General features: G+C 65.4%; 16 protein-coding genes. 2 read left to right on the top strand and 14 right to left on the bottom strand.

The genetic code is table 11. From position 1 onward, the window contains the following. Positions 1–135 precede the first annotated feature (135 nt). The 14 genes from chvE to AAFG50_RS14810 all read right to left on the bottom strand — a co-directional run bounded on the left by chvE (position 136) and on the right by AAFG50_RS14810 (position 15085). Positions 136–1209, bottom strand: a complete 1074-nt coding sequence (gene chvE, locus AAFG50_RS14875; protein ID WP_011085992.1) for a multiple monosaccharide ABC transporter substrate-binding protein — start codon at positions 1207–1209, stop codon at positions 136–138. 72 nt (positions 1210–1281) lie between these two features. After that, the gene (locus AAFG50_RS14870) at positions 1282–2160 is read right to left on the bottom strand and encodes an SMP-30/gluconolactonase/LRE family protein (RefSeq protein ID WP_028172170.1); all 879 of its coding nucleotides are present in this window, start codon (positions 2158–2160) and stop codon (positions 1282–1284) included. Next, a complete protein-coding gene (locus AAFG50_RS14865; RefSeq protein ID WP_028172171.1) occupies positions 2160–3236 on the bottom strand; it encodes an aldose epimerase family protein in 1077 nt (358 codons plus the stop codon). The genes AAFG50_RS14870 and AAFG50_RS14865 overlap by 1 nt, the downstream gene beginning before the upstream one ends. Before the next feature lie 2 nt (positions 3237–3238). After that, positions 3239–4165 (bottom strand): Gfo/Idh/MocA family oxidoreductase, encoded by a 927-nt coding sequence (locus AAFG50_RS14860; protein WP_028172172.1) that lies wholly within the window; start codon positions 4163–4165, stop codon positions 3239–3241. A gap of 2 nt (positions 4166–4167) precedes the next feature. Continuing rightward, complete coding sequence (locus AAFG50_RS14855; RefSeq protein ID WP_011085988.1) at positions 4168–4938, bottom strand: FadR/GntR family transcriptional regulator; 771 nt, start codon at positions 4936–4938, stop codon at positions 4168–4170. After that, positions 4935–5915, bottom strand: a complete 981-nt coding sequence (gene yjfF / locus AAFG50_RS14850; RefSeq protein ID WP_028172173.1) for a galactofuranose ABC transporter, permease protein YjfF — start codon at positions 5913–5915, stop codon at positions 4935–4937. The genes AAFG50_RS14855 and yjfF overlap by 4 nt, the downstream gene beginning before the upstream one ends. Then, positions 5912–6904 (bottom strand): ABC transporter permease, encoded by a 993-nt coding sequence (locus AAFG50_RS14845; RefSeq protein ID WP_028172174.1) that lies wholly within the window; start codon positions 6902–6904, stop codon positions 5912–5914. Before AAFG50_RS14845 ends, yjfF begins: the two co-directional genes overlap by 4 nt. Then, on the bottom strand, positions 6901–8445 hold the full coding sequence (locus AAFG50_RS14840) for a sugar ABC transporter ATP-binding protein (protein ID WP_028172175.1): 1545 nt from the start codon (positions 8443–8445) through the stop codon (positions 6901–6903). Before AAFG50_RS14840 ends, AAFG50_RS14845 begins: the two co-directional genes overlap by 4 nt. Positions 8446–8562: 117 nt before the next feature. Then, the gene (gene ytfQ, locus AAFG50_RS14835) at positions 8563–9528 is read right to left on the bottom strand and encodes a galactofuranose ABC transporter, galactofuranose-binding protein YtfQ (RefSeq protein ID WP_028172176.1); all 966 of its coding nucleotides are present in this window, start codon (positions 9526–9528) and stop codon (positions 8563–8565) included. Between the two features lie 406 nt (positions 9529–9934). Further along, on the bottom strand, positions 9935–11107 hold the full coding sequence (locus tag AAFG50_RS14830) for a fumarylacetoacetate hydrolase family protein (protein ID WP_028172177.1): 1173 nt from the start codon (positions 11105–11107) through the stop codon (positions 9935–9937). A 114-nt stretch (positions 11108–11221) separates the two neighbouring features. Continuing rightward, on the bottom strand, positions 11222–12199 hold the full coding sequence (locus AAFG50_RS14825) for a HEAT repeat domain-containing protein (RefSeq protein ID WP_028172178.1): 978 nt from the start codon (positions 12197–12199) through the stop codon (positions 11222–11224). 2 nt (positions 12200–12201) lie between these two features. Beyond that, entirely contained in the window at positions 12202–12435 is a 234-nt protein-coding gene (locus AAFG50_RS14820) for a ferredoxin family protein (RefSeq protein WP_011085981.1), read from the bottom strand. A gap of 31 nt (positions 12436–12466) precedes the next feature. After that, entirely contained in the window at positions 12467–14209 is a 1743-nt protein-coding gene (locus AAFG50_RS14815; RefSeq protein ID WP_028172179.1) for a fumarate reductase/succinate dehydrogenase flavoprotein subunit, read from the bottom strand. Positions 14210–14311: 102 nt separating this feature from the next. Then, the gene (locus tag AAFG50_RS14810; protein WP_342714189.1) at positions 14312–15085 is read right to left on the bottom strand and encodes a ferredoxin--NADP reductase; all 774 of its coding nucleotides are present in this window, start codon (positions 15083–15085) and stop codon (positions 14312–14314) included. 215 nt (positions 15086–15300) lie between these two features. Here AAFG50_RS14810 and AAFG50_RS14805 point away from each other — a divergent pair, with 215 nt between their 5' ends. Then, the gene (locus AAFG50_RS14805) at positions 15301–15597 is read left to right on the top strand and encodes a gamma-butyrobetaine hydroxylase-like domain-containing protein (protein ID WP_028172181.1); all 297 of its coding nucleotides are present in this window, start codon (positions 15301–15303) and stop codon (positions 15595–15597) included. Positions 15598–15955: 358 nt separating this feature from the next. After that, entirely contained in the window at positions 15956–16729 is a 774-nt protein-coding gene (locus AAFG50_RS14800; protein ID WP_186363047.1) for a Crp/Fnr family transcriptional regulator, read from the top strand. Positions 16730–16805: the final 76 nt, after the last annotated feature.

Here is a 16805-nt window from a genome sequence, read left to right as displayed (position 1 = left end):
TCCCCGCTTGCGGGGAGAGGTCGATCGCGTAGCGATCGGGTGAGGGGGAGTCTCCGCAAGGGTAACCGCCCGTGTGGAGAGAGCCCTCACCCCGCCCTCTCCCCGCAAGAGCGGGGCGAGGGAGACGAAAGAGTCTTACTGGAACTGCGACTTCTTGTAGTAGCCGCTGTCCACCAGAACCTTCTCCCAATTGTCCTTGTAGACCACGACCGGCTTGAGCAGATAGGACGGAACCTTCTTGACGCCGTTCTCATAGGTGTTGGTGTCGTTGACCGTGACCTGCTTGCCGGCGAGCGCGGCGTCGACCATGTCGGCGGTCACCTTGGCGAGATCGCGGGTGTCCTTGAAGATCGTCGAATACTGATCGCCGCGCAGCATCGCCTTGATCGAGGGCACCTCGGCGTCCTGACCCGAGATGACGGGCATCGGTTGGTCGGCGCTGCCATAGCCCACGCCCTTCAGCGAGGAGATGATGCCGATCGAGAGGCCGTCATAGGGCGACAGCACGGCGTTGACCTTCTTGTTGCCGTAGTAGGCGCTGAGCAGGTTGTCCATGCGGGCCTGCGCGGTGGCGCCGTCCCAGCGCAGGGTCGCGACCTTGTCCATGCCCATCTGGCCGGACACGACGACGAGCTTGCCGCTGTCGATGTAGGGCTTCAGCACGCTCATCGCGCCGTTGTAGAAGAAGTAGGCGTTGTTGTCGTCGGGCGAGCCGCCGAACAGCTCGATGTTGAACGGACCCTTGCCGTCCTTCAGGCCGAGACCCTGCACGAGCGACTCCGCCTGGAGCACGCCGACCTGGAAATTGTCGAAGGTCGCGTAGTAGTCGACGTTCGGCGTGCCGCGGATCAGGCGGTCATAGGCAATCACCGTGATGCCTTTTGCTTTCGCCTGCTTGAGCACGTCGGACAGCGTAGTGCCGTCGATCGCGGCGATCACCAGCGCCTTCGCGCCCTTGGTCACCATGTTCTCGACCTGCGAGAGCTGGTTCGGGATGTCGTCCTCGGCATATTGCAGGTCGGTGTTGTAGCCGCGCTCCTTCAGCACCTTGACCATGTTGTTGCCGTCGTCGATCCAGCGCGCCGACGATTTGGTCGGCATGGCGATGCCGACGGTCGCCTTGTCCTGCGCGGAGGCGGTGACGCCCGCGGCCATCGTCGCAGCGCCGGCCAGCGCCAGCGCGAGGAATGTCGTCTTCAGTTTCAGCATGCTTCACTCCCTTGGGTGTCAGACTGTTTTTCGTGTCGTCGAGAACGTTCGTCGTGTGCGGCTCCGGGCCTCCTATGCGAGCTTGACGTCGGGCTCCGCGCGACCGCGCGCGGATGCCTCCAATAAAAACGTGCAGCCGGCTTGCGGATCGGCAGCGCGTGCCGCCGCGTCCATATCCTGCCAGGCCGAGGTGACGAGGAGACGCGACAGGTCAGGGCCGACGAAGGCCGGGCAGCTCGCCTGCCTGACCGGCACACTCAGCGAGCGCAGGCGCTCGCCCTGCGGAGAGTAGACGTCGATCCGGCTCGCGCCCCAGCACGCATTCCAGATCTGCCCGTCGGCGTCGCACACCGAGCCGTCGAGGCCGCCGATGCCGGTGTGGCGGAGCAGCACCTCCGGCTCGCCGCGCGGCAATCCGGTCGCGGGATTGAGCGGGACGGCGTAGAGCATGGCGCGCGGGGTGTCGGTGAAATAGCCGGTCGCGCCATCCGGCGAGAAGCAGATCGAGTTGGGAATGCTGATGCCGGGAAACAGCGTCGAGATCTTGCCGCGATGGAGCGCGTAGATCGCGCCCGCCTTCGGCTCGGCCTTCTTGCCCATGGTGCCGATCCAGAACGTGCCGGACTGGTGCACGCGGCAATCATTGGAGCGCGTCGTGGGATTGTCGGCTTCGAGCGGGCAGAACAGCGTCATCGCGCCGTCGGCGAGACTGCGGATATAGAGGCCGTCTTCCGCGACGATCAACTGCCGATCGGCATCGATGCGTCCGAGCGCGCTCGCCATCCGGCCGAGCGCGTGGACGCGGATGCCCCCGCCGCCGAGATGCGCCTCGAACAGGCGTCCTTCGCGGATATCGAACCACCAGGCGGTATCGGTGGTGACGTCATAGGTCGGCCCTTCGCCGAGATGACATTGCTCGGCGGAGAGCACGGAGGTCGGCACTTCTTCCATCATGGCGCCCTCACTGCAAAGCGATAGACGGTGTGATGCCGGTAGATTCCGCCGGGATCGAGACGCGGGCTCGGAAAATCCGGCCGGTTCGGCGCGTCAGGCCAGATATGCGGCTCCAGGCACATGGCGTCCGATTGCCGGATCAGCTTGCCGCCCTTGCCCGAGATCGTGCCGTCGAGATAGTTGCCGGAATAGACCTGGATGCCGGGCTGATTGGTGAACAGCTCCATGATGCGTCCCGAACGCGGCGCCTCCAGCCGTGCCGCGAGCGCGAGCTTGCCGTCGCGGCCGAGGCAGCAGGTGTGGTCGTAACCCCTGCCGCTCTGCAATTGCCGATCGTTTTCGCGGATGCGCTCGCCTACGGCATGCGGGTTGCGGAAGTCGAACGGCGTGCCGACAACGCTGCGCGGCGGCTCCGGCAACGGAATGGCGGTGGGATCGATCGCGAGGAAATGCTCGGCTGCGACCGTCAGTCTGTGGTCGAGAATGGACGTGCCTGATGTCGCGCCTTCGAGATTGAAGAAGCTGTGGTTGGTCAAATTGACGATGGTCGGCCGGTCCGTCCGCGCCTCCATCATCAGCGACAGCTCGGCGGGGCCGGTGACGCGATAGGTCAGGCGCACATCGAGCCGGCCCGGATAATTCTCCTCGCCGTGCGGGCTCGTATAGGTGAGCGTCACCGCGGGCTCGGCGCCCTCTTCGATCCCGGCGATCGCCCAGAGCTTGCGGTCGAACCCGTCGAGGCCGCCATGCAGCGCATTCGGGCCATTGTTGACGGGAAGCTGCACCGTCTCGCCGTCGAGCGAGAACTGTCCCCTGGCGATACGGTTGGCGTAGCGGCCGACGGTGGCGCCCAGGAATTTTCGTTCGGCGAGATAGCCGGCGAAGGCGTCGTGGCCGAGCACGACATCGTCGTAGCCGCCCTTGGCGTCCGGCGCGATCAGCGCCTGGATCACCGCGCCATGGGTGATGATACGGGCTTCAAAGCCGCCCTCGCCGCGCAGCACGATGCGCTCGACATTGCGGCCGTCCGGCAGCGTTCCGAAGACGTCTTTTGTTATTTTTGAGCCAGCCATGTTCAGTCCACAAACGGTTCGACGATCGTGCGCCTGCCGAGCAGGAAAGAGTCGGCAACGAGACGCAACGGCGCCAGATCGACATCGCTTGCGCCGGTCGCCGCGAGTTCGACAAAGCGCCGGTACAGCTCGCGATATTCCTGATCGGGCGCCTCGGCAATGGCCTTGCCGTCGACAGCCATCCGACGCCCGCCGCCGGACAAATTCATCCGGCCCTGATCGGTTTCCACGAGGATATCCCAGCTCTGCGGCCCGGTCTGGCGGAAGTCGAATTCGGCGGTGACCGGCAGGCCGCCGATATCGGTCAGCGTCAGGTTCGCGGCAATCGGGGCCTGGCAGTTGGCCGGAAAGGCAAGCTCGGCCGCGGTGACGAACACCGGCTTGGGCAGGATGCGGGTCAGGATCGACAGCGCATTTATGCCGGGATCGAACACGCCGAGCCCGCCCGGCTCCCAGATCCAGGCTTGGCCGGGATGCCAGACGCGGACGTCTTCCTTCCAGTTGATGTGCACGGACTTGATCCGGCGTGTCGCCAGCCATTCGCGGGCCGGCTCGACCGCCGACGCATAACGCGAATGCCAGGTCGCAAACAGCGTGCGCCTGGCATCGGCCGCCATCGCGATCAGCGGATCGAGCTCGGCAACGCCGGTGCCGGGCGGCTTCTCCAGCATGACGTGCTTGCCGGCGGCGAGCGCCGTGGCGGCCTGGGCGCGCCGCACCTGCGGCGGCGTGCAGAGCGAGACCGCGTCGATCGCCGGGCCCTTCTCCAGCAGCTCTTCGATGGTGGCAAAATGCGGCAGCTCCGGCAGCGAAGCATTGCGACTGGCAACAGCCGCGAGCGTCGCGCCCGGTACCGCCGCGATCGCACCGACATGCTGGTCGCGCGCGATCTTGCCAAATCCGACGATGGCAATGCGAAGGTCGGTCACGCTTATTCTCCAGTATCGGCTGACGGCAGCACCTCGGCCGGGGCGGTCTCGATCACCGTGTCCTCGTGGCGGCTCATGCCGTTGTGAATGACAAAGACCATGGCCTCCGATGCCGCCTCGGCATCGCCGGCCGCGATCGCGTCGACGATCTTCTGATGCCAGAGCAGCACGGCGTCGCGGTCCTCCGGCTCGACCGGGGCGCTGAGCAGGAACGAGGCGCGCAAGGCGGCTTCGATGACATGCCCGATCGAGCGCATGAACAGATTGCCGGAGGCCCGCGCCACGGCAACGTGAAGCGCGAGGTCGGCATCGGCAAAGCCCACCGAGTCGGAGGCTTCACGCCGCATGCGCTCCATGCTGCGCCGCAGTTCGGCGACGTCCTCCTCGGACCGCTGCTTCGCTGCGAGCTCGGCCGCGCGCGGCTCGACCGCAAGACGAATCTCTGCGAGGTCGTTGAGGAAGCGCTTGTCGATGCCGGCGTCGAGATGCCAGGCCAGCACGTCGGCATCGAACATGTTCCAGGCCGCGCGCTCGCGCACGACGGTGCCGACGCGGGCCTTGGTGGTGAGCAGGCCCTTGGCCACCAGCGTCTTCACGCTCTCCCGCAGCACCGGCCGCGACACGCCGAACATCGCGATCATCTCGGCATCGCCCGGCAGGCGTGTCCCCTCCGCGTAACGGCCGGCGATGATGTCGACGCCGATCGAGCGGGCCACCTCCGCGTGATTGGAGTGGGCCCGGCGCGTCGGGATGACGACAATGCGCGAGGTCATGTGGCAGCTCCCGCACTCTTGGCCGCGGGCCGGCGCGCGAGCGCGACCAGCCCCTGCTGCAAGGCGATGAAGGCGAACAGTAGCACGCCGGTCGCGATCTTGGTCCACCAGCTCGACAGCGTGCCGTCGAAATTGATGTAGGTCTGGATCAGGCCCTGGATCAGCACGCCGAGGAAGGTGCCGATCACCGAGCCCTGCCCGCCCGTGAGCAGCGTGCCGCCGATCACGACGGCGGCGATGGTGTCGAGCTCGACGCCGACGGCGGACAGCGAGTAGCCGGCGCTGGTGTAGAAGGAGAAGACGATGCCGGCGATGCCTGCAAGCAGGCTCGACAGCATGTAGATCTTCACCGTCATCTTGCCGACCGCAACGCCCATCAGGCTTGCAGTGGTCCGGCTGCCGCCGAGCGCATAGACATTGGCGCCGAACCTCGTGAGATGCAGCAGCAAGGCGCCCCCGATCACGATCACGAGCATGATGATCGCAATCGCGGTCAGCCGCCCGCCGCCGGGCATCCGCAGGGCGAAGTCCGACACGGTGGAATAGACCGGCGCGGTGATCGGGACCGACTCCGTCGAGAGCAGGAAGCTCGCGCCGCGGGCCAGGAACATCCCCGCCAGCGTCACGATGAAAGGCGGCAGATCGAAGACATGGATGACCGCGCCCATCGCCGCACCGAACGCCGCCGAGAGCGCGAGGATGGCGACGAAGGCGACCAGCGGCGGCACGCCCCAGCGCTCGATCGCCAGCGCGACGAAGACGGTGGTGAAGCCGATCACCGAGCCGACCGACAGATCGATGCCGCCGGAGATGATGACGAAGGTCATGCCGGTCGCGACGATGCCGAGAAAGGCATTGTCGGTGAGGAGATTGCCGACCACGCGGGTGGAGGCGATGTTGGGGAATTGCACGGCGCAGAGCGCGAAGCCCGCGACGAGCACGATGGCCGTGATCAGGACGGGCGGCAGGCCTTTCATGCTTTCGCCCTCCGCAGCCGCGCCGCGATACCGGCAAGCCCCGAGAATTTCGGCGATTGCAGCAGCAGAACCGCGAGCACGACCACCGCCTTGACCAGCAGATTGAACTCCGGCGGATAGCCGGACAGCAGGATCCCGGTGTTCATGGTCTGGATGATCAGCGCGCCGAGTACGGCCAGAACGAGGCTGAAGCGGCCGCCGAACAGCGAGGTGCCGCCGATCACCACGGCCAGGATCGCGTCGAGCTCGAGCCAGAGGCCGGCATTGTTGGCATCGGCGCCCATGATGTCGGCGGCCGCAATCACGCCGGCCAGCGCGGCGCAGACGCCGCACCAGACATAGACCGACAGGATCATCGCGCGGGTGCCGACGCCGGCAAGCTCGCTCGCCCGCGCATTGCCGCCGGTCGCCTCGATCAGAAGCCCGAGCGCCGAACCGCGCACCACCGCGCCGGTGAGGATCAGCATGCCCAAGGCGATCGCGACCGGAACCGGCAGGCCGAGGATGGCACCATTGCCGAGCCAGACCAGGTCGGGCGAGGAAAACGTCACGATACGTCCCTCGGTGATGAGCTGGGCGATGCCCCGCCCCGCCACCATCAGGATCAGCGTCGCCACGATCGGCTGCATGCCGAGCACCGCGACGAGAAAGCCGTTCCACAATCCGCAGACGAGGCCGGCGCCAAGCGCGGCCGCCAGCACGATCGGAAGCCCGTGGCTGTCGGCGAGGCTCGCCGCAATCGCGCCCGAGATCGCCATGATCGCGCCGACCGAGAGGTCGATGCCGCGCGTCGCGATCACCAGGACCATGCCGAGCGAGAGCAGCGCCACCGGCGTGCCGCGGTTGAGCACGTCGATCAGGCTGCCGAACAGACGGCCGTCCTGGAGGCGCAGGTCGAAGAATTGCGGCGACACCACGCGGTCGACCGCGAGGATGACGATCAGCGCCAGGATCTGGGCAAGGCCGCGGCGCGGCAACAGCGCTATCATGCCCGCCCCTCATGCGCTGTGGCGGCGCCGTCGGCCGCGATGGCCGCGAGAATGTTGCCGACGTCGATCGCCTCGCCCGCGAGCTGCTCGATATGGGCGCGGTCGCGCAGCACCACGACCCGATCCGAATAGGTCACGATCTCGTCCAGCTCCGAGGAGATCACGAGCAGAGAGAGCCCTTCGTCGCAGAGGTCGCGGATCAGGCGGATGATCTCGGCATGCGCGCCGACGTCGATGCCGCGGGTCGGCTCGTCCAGCACCAGCAGCCGCGGCGAGGTCGCGAGCCAGCGCGCCAGCAGCACTTTTTGCTGATTGCCGCCGGAGAGCAGGCCCACCGGGCGCTCCGGATCGGACGGACGGATGTCCAGCATCCTGACGTAGCGGCGCGCGATCTCGTCCTGCTCGCGGCGCGACAGCGGCCGATGCAGCCCGCGTTTGGCCTGGAGCGCCAGCACGATGTTCTCGCGCACGCTGAGCTCGGCGACGATGCCGTCGGTCTTGCGTTCCTCCGGGCAATAGCCAAAGCCGTGGCGCACGCCGTCGCGCGGCGAGTGCAGCCGCACGGGCGCGCCTTCAACCTTCGCCTGCCCGCGATCGGCGCGCTCGGCGCCGAACACCAGCCGCGCCGTCTCGGTGCGGCCCGAGCCGAGCAGGCCGGCGAGGCCGACGACCTCGCCATGGCGCAGCTCGAGATTGAACGGCGCGACATAGCCGGATTTGCCGTAATTCTCGAAGCTCGCGCAGATCTCGCGCGCCTGATGCTCGCGTGTCGCCGCCCGCGCGCCGGTGGTCTCGGCCAGTTCGCGGCCGAGCATCATGCGGATCAGCTCGATCCGCGGCAGCGAGGCGGTCTCGCGCTCACCGACCAGGCGGCCGTTGCGCAAGACGGTGATGCGGTCGGAGATCTCGTAGACCTGATCGAGAAAATGACTGACGAAGACGATGCCGATGCCGCGTTTCGCCAGTTGGCGCATGATGCCGAAGAGGATCTCGACCTCGTGACGGTCGAGACTCGCGGTCGGCTCGTCTAGGATCAGCACGCGCGCGGACAGATCCACGGCGCGCGCAATCGCGGTGACATGCTGCACGGCGACGGAATAGCTGCCGAGCGGCGCTGATACGTCGATGTCGAGGCCGAAGTCGGCGAGCAGCGCTTTGGCGCGGCGGCGCATCTCGCCGTCGCGCACGATGCCGAAGCGCATCGGCTGGCGGTCGAGAAACAGGTTCTGCGCCACCGAGAGATTCGGCAGCAGATTGACCTCCTGGTAGACCGTGGCGATGCCGGCCTGAAGCGCGGCCTTGGCCGAGCGCGGCGCGACCTCCTCGCCGCCGAGCCTGACGATGCCGGCGTCGCGCGGAAATACGCCCGTGACGACCTTGATCAGCGTGGACTTGCCGGCGCCGTTCTCGCCGAGCAGCGCATGGATCTCGCCGGCGCGAAGCGTGAAGTCGACCTCCTGCAACGCACGCACAGCGCCGAAGCTCTTGCTGATCCCGCGCACGTCCAGAAGGGGCGGAGCAGGATCGGGGCTGTTCTCCATAACGACGTCACTCCCACCGGCGTCCGCTGATGCTGCGGACACCCAGCCTATTCGTTCGCGCAGCGGTGCCGAAGGGTGTGCCGGACCACAAATGGGCGGTCCGGCACGGCGCCCGCCTCAGTAACCGAGGCCCTTCTTGCTGTCGTAGATCTTCTGCGGATCATCGGCCGCGGTATAGAGCTTGGACTCGGTCTGGATCCACTTGGGCGGAACGGTGCCCTTGTCCTTGAAGGACGCGATGGCATCGAGTGCGGGGCCCGCCATGTTCGGCGTCAGCTCGACCGTGGCATTGGCTTCGCCGGCGGCCATGGCCTTGAAGATATCGGGAACCGCGTCGATCGAGACGGTGAGGATCTCCTTGCCGGGCTTGAGGCCGGCTTCCTTCATCGCCTGGATCGCGCCGACCATCATGTCGTCGTTGTGCGCGTAGACCGCGCAGATCGACTTGCCGCCGCCTTCGGCCTTGATGAAGCTCTCCATCACCTCCTTGCCCTTGGCGCGGGTGAAGTCGCCGGTCTGGCTGCGCACCACCTTCAGGTTCGCGTGCTTGGCGATGGCGGTGTCAAAACCCTTCTTGCGGTTGGCAGCGACGCTGGCGCCGACTGTGCCCTGCAATTCGACGATGTTGCAGGCCTTGCCGCCGATGGTCTTGGCCAGCCAGTCGCCGGCGACTTCGCCTTCGTGCACGCTGTCCGACGTGACGGCGGTGAGATAGAGTTCCTTGCCGGAGGGATCGATGTCGCGGTCGAGCAGCACGACCGGGATCTTGGCCTCCTTGGCTTCCTTCAGCACCGAGTCCCAGCCGGTCGAGACGACGGGCGCGAGGAATATCGCATCGACGTTCTGCGCGATGAAGGAGCGGATCGCCTTGATCTGGTTCTCCTGCTTCTGCTGGGCGTCGGCGATCTTGAGATTGACCTTGCGCTTGGCGGCCTCCTGCTTGGAGACCGAGGTCTCGGCCGCGCGCCAGCCGGATTCCGATCCGATCTGCGAGAAGCCGATGGTGGGCTCGGCGGCATTCGCCGGCAGCGCGAGCAGCAACGCGGCCGTGGCGCTGGCTGCAAAGAGGGCTTTGAGGATCATCAGGCGTGTCTCCCAAGAAGTGATCTTGTGTTTATCTCAGGCGCCGATTGGTAGCATGGCACCTGCGGACCGTCCTTTGCGGGCGGCGGGAGGCACTATTTCACGGAAGATCGGTTCCGACTAGTCATATTATCTGACTATTTGGAGGAAACCGCGCGTTGGCGGACTGGGTGGCTCTATGACACGCCTAGCGCGATTTTGTTCCAGCGATGCAACGAGGAGATGAAGGTGCGCTCCCTCGCCCCGCTTGCGGGGAGAGGGTTGGGGTGAGGGCGCTCGCAATGACGATGTGTGGAGCTCGGCGTAGGTCGACCAAATCGACTCGCGGAGACTCCCCCTCACCCGGAATTCGCGCTTCGCGCAAATTCCGGCCTCTCCCCGCAAGCGGGGAGAGGCGAAAAAGAAGCTAGATCAGCTTCCGCTGCGCGAGGTTCTTCATCAGCGCACTGAAGCCGAAGGTCCATGGCTCGCACTCGTCGCTGGTGCGCATGCGGTTGACCAGCTTGCCGAGCTGGGGCGCGGCGATGGTGACGATGTCGTCGCGCTTGTGGGTGAAGCCCTGCCCCGGCGCATCGCGGTCCTTGACCGGCGCGAACATGGTGCCGAGGAACAGCACGAAGCCGTCAGGGTATTGATGGACCTTGCCGATGGTCTGCTCGACGAGGTCGGTCGGATCGCGGCTGATCTTGCTGATCGAGGAATGGCCGTCGAGGACGAAACCGTCGGTCCCCTTCACGTTCAGGCTGATGTCGAGCTTGCGCGCGTCGTCGAGCGAGAACGTCTCGTCGAACAGGCGCAGCAGCGGGCCGATCGCGCAGGAGGCGTTGTTGTCCTTGGCCTTCGACAGCAAGAGCGCCGAGCGCCCTTCGAAGTCGCGCAGATTGACGTCGTTGCCGAGCGAGCCGCCGACGATCTTGCCGCGGCTCGACACGAACAGCACGAGCTCTGGCTCGGGGTTGTTCCAGGTGGACTTCGGATGCAGGCCGGCGTCCATGCCGGTGCCGACCGAGGACAGGGTCGGTGCCTTGGTGAAGACCTCGGCATCGGGACCGATGCCGACCTCGAGATACTGGCTCCAGGCGTTCTGATCGATCAGCACCTGCTTCAGGTGCATCGCCTGGTCCGAGCCCGGCTTGAGCTTTGACAGATCGTCGCCGATCAGCCGCGTCACCTCTTTCCGGATCGCTTCGGCCGAGGCCGGATTGCCCTTGGCGCGCTCCTCGATGACGCGCTCCAGCATCGAGATCGCGAAGGTGACGCCGGCCGCCTTCAGGGTCTGGAGATCGACCGGCGCGAGCAGCCACGGCTTCTTGGGGTCACGTCCATCGGGGGCCGTATTGGCCACGATGGCGTCGAGATCGCCGATGCGCTCACCCCTGGTCGCGGCGAGCGCCTTGGCCGGATTGTCCTCTTCGCAAAGCGCGCTGACGGTCGGAAATTTGGCGGTGACGTCGAAGACACCGTCGCCGCGCACGGCGACCACGGCCGGACCATTGACCTGCGGCAGCCAGACGCGGCCGACCAGCGTCCCCTTCGTTCCATCTTCGGGGAGAAGGTCTTTAACGGACAGTGTCGTCATGGCCGGCGTCCTCGCTGTTTTTCGGACCGGCCGCGTTCGAACGGCAGGCCGATCCCATTGGCGAAGACCAATAAACGTCTGGCAGGGGAAGTCCAGACCGGCAGCGAAGAGCCGCTATGCCCCTGCGCGCGCCTTGCGGGCCGCGATCTGCTGGAGTGCCCAGCGCGCGTTCTTGCGGACATCAGGGTCGGCATCGTCGGCGATGACGGCGAGGAACGCCTCGCCGTCGGGATGGGCGATCTCGCCGAGCGCGGCGGCCGCCTCCTTCCGCAAATTGGCCTGGTCGTGATTGATGCAATTGCCGATCGGGCGCACCGCGCGCTCGATCTTCATCCTACCGAGGCTGCGGATCGCCTTCAGCCGCACCTGCCAGAATTCGTCGCCAAGCGAAGCCACGAGCTGGTCTGCGGCGAGCGAGCCGTTGACGTTGAGGCCCACCGTTTCGGCCGCCATCTCGCGCACCATCCAATCGCTGTCCTTCAGCGCGCGCGTGATCGTCTCGGCGGCCGGCTTCATCTGCGAGAACGCCAGCGCACTCACGGCGGCGCGGCGCACATGGGCATCAGGGTCGTTGATCAGCGCGGTCAGCGCCGGGATGGATTCTTCCAGCTTGAGGAAGCCGATCACGCCGATCGCCTGCACGCGCACGGCGGCGTCCGTGTCCTGGAGCGCTTCCAGCGCCGGCTTCAGCGTGTCCTTGCAGCGCAATTCCTTCAGCGCGCGCAGCGCGCCCATGCGGACGAAGGCGTGGGCGTGCTTGACCAGCGGCAGGATGATTCCGGCACAGGCCGGATCCTTGAACTCGGCCATGCTGTCGGCCGCAGCCGATGCCACGATCCTTTCAGGGTCGACAAGCAATTTCACCAACGCGCTCGCGGCTTCCGGCCCGTCGAACTCGCCGAGCGCCATGGCGACCTGCTGGCGCACGCCGGCATCAGGGTCGGCCACCATGTTGGCGAGATGCGCAACGGCCGCGGGATCGCCGGAATGGCCGAGCGCGATGATGGCGACGCGGCGCTCGGCGGGATCGGCGGCCTGAAGCCGCTCGTCGGCGTCTTCGAGATCGTCGTAGGATTCGAACGGGCTCGACATGATCACCTCAACAGATAGGGAATGTTGACGGTGACGGCGCCGGTCGGGCAATCGGCCTCGCAGGGCATGCAGTACCAGCACTCGTCATAGGCCATGTAGGCCTTGTTGGTCATCTCGCTGATGCGGAGCACGTCGAGCGGGCAGACGTCGACGCAAACGGTGCAGCCCTTGTCGGCGATGCATTTGGCATCGTCCACGACCACCGGAACCGATGTTTGATAGGACGCGAGAGGCATTTTATGTCTCCTGTTGCTATGGTCTGGTGGATCAGGCGGAGGCGCGGATGCGCTGCTTGTCGTAGAGGTCCTTCTCGTCGTCGGCGATCGGCACGACGTACGGCTCCACGGCACGTTTCTCGCTGGTCATCTTGCCGTTCTGCTTGGAGAGCAGCGTGTGGCAGAACCAGTTCTCGTTGTCCTTCTCCGGGAAATCGGTGCGCCAGTGATAGAGACCCCAGCGGCTCTCCTCGCGATACAGCGAGGCGTGCACCGCCATGTCGGCGCAGTCCATGATCGACTGCACCTCTAGGGCGCGGAGCAATTCGTGGGCGTTGCGCGCGATCATGTGCTCCTGCATGTCCTGCCGCGTCTCGGCGAGGCGGCGCATGCCGAGCTCGTACTTGCGCGTCACCTTTGGCGGCTGGAGATAGTCGTTGACGAGGCGGCGGGTCTTGTACTCGACCTGGTTCGGCGGAATGCCGTCCTCCCGCCTGGTCGGCGCCATCACGCGGTCGCGCTCCAGCGCGACATCGGCGGCGTCGAACTCCGCAAAGTCGTGGCTGTCGGCGAACTCCATCGCGTCGATGCCGGCGACCGAGCCGTTGGTGAAGGCGCCGAGCATGTAGTTGTGCGGCACGCTCGCCATGTCGCCGGCGGCGTAGAGGCCGGGCACGGTGGTGCGGGCATTGTCGTCGACGAACACGCCGGAGGCGCTGTGGCCGGAGCAGAAGCCGATCTCGGAGATGTGCATCTCGATCGATTCGCTGCGGTAGTCGACGCCGCGTCCCTGCTGGAACAGGCCGCGCGTCGGACGCTCGACCTTGTGCAGCGTGGATTCGATCTCCGAGATGGTGTCGGGGTGAAGATGCTTGAGCTGGAGGAACACCGGCCCCTTGCCGGACAAGAGCTCATTGTAGAACTCCAGCATCATCTGGCCGGACCAGTAGTCGCATTCGATGAAACGCGAGCCTTCGTTGTTGGCGGTGAAGGCGCCGAAGGGACCGGCGACATAGGCGCAGGCCGGGCCGTTATAGTCCTTGATCAGCGGATTGATCTGGTAGCATTCGAGGTTCGCGAGCGCTGCGCCGGCGTGATAGGCCATGGAGTAGCCGTCGCCGGAATTGGCGGCGTTCTCATAGGTGCCGAACATGTAGCCGGAGGTCGGCAGACCGAGGCGGCCGGCGGCGCCCATGCACAGGATCACCGCCTTGGCCTTGATCACCAGCATCTCGGCCGTTCGCGTGTTGACGGAGATCGCGCCGGCGATGCGGCCATCAGACGATTTCAGCAGCCGCGTCGCCATGTAGCGGTTGGAGATCAGGATGCGGGCGCGGCGGAGCTGACGGTACAGCGCCTTCTTCACGGTCTCGCCGTTCGGCATCGGCAGCACATAGGTGCCGATGTGATGCACCTTCTTGACGGCATAGTCGCCGTTCTCGTTCTTCAGGAAGCGGATGCCGAAGCTGTCGAGCTCCTCGATGATCTTGTAGCAGTTCTGCGCGTATTTATAGACCGCCTTCTGGTCGACGATGCCGTCATTGGCGATGGTGATTTCCTTGGTGTACTGCTCGGGCGTCGCGTAACCGGGGATGACCGCGTTGTTGAGCCCGTCCATGCCCATGGAGATCGCGCCGGAGCGCTTGACGTTCGCCTTCTCGAGCAGGACGACATTGGCCTTCGGATTCTTCAGCTTCGCCTTGAGCGCCGCCATCGGGCCGGCCGTGCCGCCGCCGATGACCAGTACATCGCAGGAAACCTCCGAAAGTCCGTCGACGATCTGATCTAGTGCCATCGCTTGCTCCTGGTTCGCCGATAGCCGGCGCCTTTGCATCAGATTTGTTCAGGTGACGTTCCGGCGATAGCAATTAGTTGTCGCCGGGCCGCGATTTGCGCCTCAGCGCTCGACAAAGGCCTTTTCGATCACGAAATGGCCGGGCTGGCTGTGATTGCCCTCGACAAAGCCGCGCGCGGAAAACATCGCAGGGAGCTCCTCCAGCATCGCCGGGCTGCCGCACAGCATGATGCGGTCGGTCTCGATATCGAGGCCCGGCAGCCCGATGTCGTCGAACAGCTGGTTCGAGGCGATCAGATCGGTGATGCGGCCGCGGTTCCTGAATGGCTCGCGGGTCACGGTCGGGTAGTAGACGAGCTTGTCGCGGATCAGGGGACCGAAGAATTCGTGGCTGCGCAGGCCTTCGACGAGGTGCTCGCCATAGGCGAGCTCGGAGACCTGGCGGCAGCCATGGGCGAGCACGATGGTCTCGTAATTCTCGTAGACGTCAGGATCCTTGATCAGGCTGGCGAACGGCGCGAGTCCCGTGCCGGTCGAGAGCAGCAGCAGGCGTTTCCCCGGAATGAGGTTGCCGGTGATCAGCGTGCCCGTCGCCTTGCGGCCGACCAGGATGATGTCGCCTTCCCTGATCTTCTGGAGGCGCGAGGTCAGCGGGCCGTCCTGAACCTTGATCGAGAAGAACTCGAGCGCCTCCTCCTGATTGGCGCTCGCCATGCTGTAGGCCCGCATCAACGGCTTGCCCTCGACCTCGAGGCCGATCATGGCGAACTGGCCGTTCTGGAAGCGGAAGCCCGGATCGCGTGTCGCGGTGAAGCTGAACAGGGACTCGGTCCAGTGCCTGACCGACAAAACCGTTTCCCTCTGAAATGCGCTCATGGTCTCTCCTTGGCCATCGACGACGCCCAAGGTTTCGGAGCGAGGAGAGTCCGGCAATTCGTAAGTGAAATTTCCGGTCGATTAGTTTCACATTTCGCGGGCGGTGACTGAAGAGCAGGCAGCGAAGGTCAGGCGAGCGCACGCGCGCTGGCAATTAGTTGCTATCGCAGTGGCGTCACAACGACGTAGAGAGGAGTCGGAGGTTCGTCATGACCATGACTTTGGTGGCACCGACCGTAGCCGACTACGAAGCCAGCGCCGATCTCGCCGCGCTCCTCGTCCGCACCACGCAGGACGATGCGTTGAGCCTGCCCGCCGAACAGCTTCGCCTCTCCTGCAAGTGCGCCCATTGCACCCGCGCCCGCTTCGACGGCCGCTTCCCCGACCGCTTTCCGGGCATCGCCATCACCGAGATCGGCGATCTCGGCTATGGGCTGAACATCTCATTTTCGGATGGGCACAACCGGGGGATTTACCCCAAGCCGTATCTGCTGAGCCTGGCGGGGCGCTAACCCATCGATGTCGTCCTGGCGAAAGCCAGGACCCATTACCCCAAGAGCAAGTTGCAAAAGCGGGCTGTGGCAACATGGCCGCGCAACAACGCACACGTGTGGTAATGGGTCCTGGATCAGCGCTCCGCTTCGCTCGCTTGTCCAAGACGACGATGTTGGTGAGGCACGCTAGCCAAGCCACAAATTCCGCTGTCATTCCCAGCGAAGGCGGGGAATCCAGTACGCCGCGGCCTCTCGATAACCCATTGACGCCTCTGGAATACTGGATCGCCCGGTCAAGCCGGGCGATGACAGCGGAGTGAATCTGGCACGGACATTGCTCCTCATTAGAACGACTTGAACGTTCCGGAGGCAGGTGATGTTGCAGGCGGCCAATGTGGTTCGCGGGGCTGTTCCCCCGGCAGTCCGGCCTGCCGGAAGCTCCTCGCTGCTGCTCACCGAGAACCAGCAATGGATCGGCGGACCGCCGGCGCTGATGGACAAGCTGACGCCGCGCGAGCGGGAGCTGGTGCTGAAGCAGGGTCGCCGCAAGGTGCTCAACCGCGGCCAGACGCTGTTCAGCCAGGGCGGCAAGCATGACGGCATCTGGCTGATCGAGAGCGGCCGCATCCGCGTGTTCTACACCTCCCCGCTCGGACGTGAGATCACGCTGGCCTATTGGCATGTCGGCAATTTCGTCGGCGGGCCGGAGGTGTTCGAAGGCACCGTGCATCAATGGTCCGGCGTCGCATCCAGCAATTGCAGCGTGGTGCACCTTCCCGGAAAGGAACTGCGGTCCCTTGCCGCAGAGATCCCGAACCTTGCGATCGGCCTGATCGAAGGCCTCACCTTCAAGGGCAAATGCTATTCCGCGCTGGCGCAGATGCTGGGAACGCGCTCGATCACCCAGCGCCTTGCGCATCTCCTGCTGCATCTCGTCGAGCTCTACGGCGTCGAGGATGCGGACGGCCGGGTGATCGCAGCCGCCTTCACCCATGCCGACATCGCCCACATGGTCGGCGCCACCCGGCAATGGGTCACGATCAGCCTGAAGCGCATGCAGGAGAAGGGAATCGTCGTGACCAAACGCTCGCAGATCGTGGTGTGCCGCACCGACGTGCTGGAAGAGATGCGCGGCCAAGCGTCCGATTAAGGAAGCCTGCGGCCAGGGCCGGTGCACAGGCAAGCGGCTTTATAGTGCAGGACTGCCCAAGGAGTATGCAATCAGC

Source organism: Bradyrhizobium sp. B039, assembly GCF_038965675.1.
Lineage (GTDB): Bacteria > Pseudomonadota > Alphaproteobacteria > Rhizobiales > Xanthobacteraceae > Bradyrhizobium > Bradyrhizobium diazoefficiens.
The sequence above is the reverse complement of the archived record's forward strand: the minus strand, read 5'-3'. Positions and strand labels throughout refer to the sequence as shown.